Source organism: Paraburkholderia sp. EG304, assembly GCF_046543485.1.
GTDB classification, from domain to species: domain Bacteria; phylum Pseudomonadota; class Gammaproteobacteria; order Burkholderiales; family Burkholderiaceae; genus Paraburkholderia; species Paraburkholderia youngii.
On record NZ_JBKGUA010000192.1, the window covers coordinates 1 to 1,769 of the forward strand.

Below are 1,769 nucleotides of genomic sequence, written 5' to 3' on the forward strand. Positions count from 1 at the left end.
CGGCTTGCGGCTTGCGGCTTGCGGCTTGCGGCTTGCGGCTTGCGGCTTGCGGCTTGCGGCTTGCGGCTTGCGGCTTGCGGCTTGCGGCTTGCGGCTTGCGGCTTGCGGCTTGCGGCTTGCGGCTTGCCGCGGGCCTCGACAGCCAACGCCGCTAGGAGGTTCAATGGAGATTGTTGAAATCTCAGTCGAATTTCCGTCGGGCATGGTCATCACCGATCGTGCAACGCTCTCGCGGGAGCTTGGTCAGGTTTTCGCATCCGAGCGGCTAGCCGCGCTTCTGCGCCAGCTCAGTGCGACGGAGGCACCCCCGACGATCATCGTTCGTATCGATGGTAAGGAAGCTGTTCTGGACCAACGTGTGGACGGCAGCTTTTCGGTGGAAGTCCCGGATGTTTCAGATGCTGCCCTAAAAGACGAATCGCGGTTGATGCCAGTGCGTTTCGGCAGGGCCTGGAGCAAAGACCAACGGCAGCAGTTTGGTCGCTTCTGCCATTCGCTGACAGTCGCATCCCTAGCTGGTTTCGTCGGATATTGGCACTCGACGACCAACTGGACGTCTACCGCCGTACTCAACGAGGCCGCGCTCGCCGCGATCATTGTGCTAACCTTTGTTGTCGGCATGGATTCCATGAACGGAGAATGACTATGGGCTTCGGTGTTGTAGCACTGGTCCTGACGGTTGCAATTTGCGCGTACGGCGTACACATGAGCAACCTGGGCCGCAAAGCGGACCGCGAACGTCGGCATCCCCGCGTTCATCGCCAATCGTAGACGCGGGTCGGCATCTGCCGACCCACCATTAATCAAGGGCTGCACCTTCGGGGCGGCCTTTTTTATTTCCCGATTCCCATGTCCGAACTTCTCGAACCACCGGTCGTGCATGCCAGCACGCCGTTTGATCCTGCTGGAAAAACCATCAGCCAGGTTGTGAATCACATTGCCCGGACGCTGCGCCAATCCGAGATAGAACCGGAATGGATCGTGGCGGCCAACTTCATCAACGATCCGAACGAAGACTGCTACGGCCTGTCGGCTTCACGAGACTGGCCGGACAGCGGGACCGCGCGCCGACGGCTGGCGCTATCGGTTGCCCGCGGAAGCTCGGAAGGCTGGATCATCCAGATTGATTTTGTTCAGTTCGTCCCCGTAGGTGAAGCTGGACACTGGAAGAGCCAGCCGGTCCTGCGCATTAAGACGCTTTCGCGCACGCAGGCGTGGGCGATCGCCGCCGTTGTCTCGCGGATGCTCGACCTCGACTGATTCGATTTTCTTCACTTTTTTTGCAATCCCGGACGGGGCCAACTCCCCTGATGGGGTGTTGGCCCCGTTCCATTTTTGCGGAGCCAACATGTACCAACTCTCGATTCCCGGCCAGGTCTTCACGACCCCGACGCTCTCCGGGGTGTTCGCGCTGTTCGCCAACGAGGCGGTCCAGGCAACTGAGACCACTTTGATCAACCTGGAGGGCGGTGCGGCCGCAGTACGCGTGACGCGCTACAACGGCACGCTCGGCATCCGTCGTGACGGCACGGTCGCAGACATCGTTGCGGCAATGTTCGACGAAATCCGTTCGCTGTGGCTGTCGACCTATGGCCCAGAGCCGAAGCCCTGGCAGATCCGCGCGTCGCACTGGGAACTGCTGTTCGAATGTAAGGGACTTCCCCGTCCCGAGGCTGCGGCGGAAGCCGCGGTTCGGCATCAAAGTGCCATGATGAGGTCTGAGCCTTCATCAATACCCACAGGAGGGGAAATCCATGCCCATTGTTACC

The 1,769-nt window shown here is 60.4% G+C and carries 2 protein-coding genes and 1 pseudogene; all 3 read left to right on the top strand.

Going from position 1 to position 1,769, the window contains the following annotated elements; all coding sequences use genetic code 11:
• The first annotated feature begins 163 nt into the window (after positions 1-163).
• The gene (locus ACLFKU_RS43205) at positions 164-643 is read left to right on the top strand and encodes a hypothetical protein (RefSeq protein WP_410853323.1); all 480 of its coding nucleotides are present in this window, start codon (positions 164-166) and stop codon (positions 641-643) included.
• 206 nt (positions 644-849) lie between these two features.
• Positions 850-1,260: a hypothetical protein gene (locus ACLFKU_RS43210; RefSeq protein ID WP_410853324.1), complete on the top strand. Its 411-nt coding sequence runs from the start codon at positions 850-852 to the stop codon at positions 1,258-1,260.
• Between the two features lie 88 nt (positions 1,261-1,348).
• Positions 1,349-1,769: pseudogene (locus ACLFKU_RS43215) on the top strand (hypothetical protein); the annotation flags it as partial.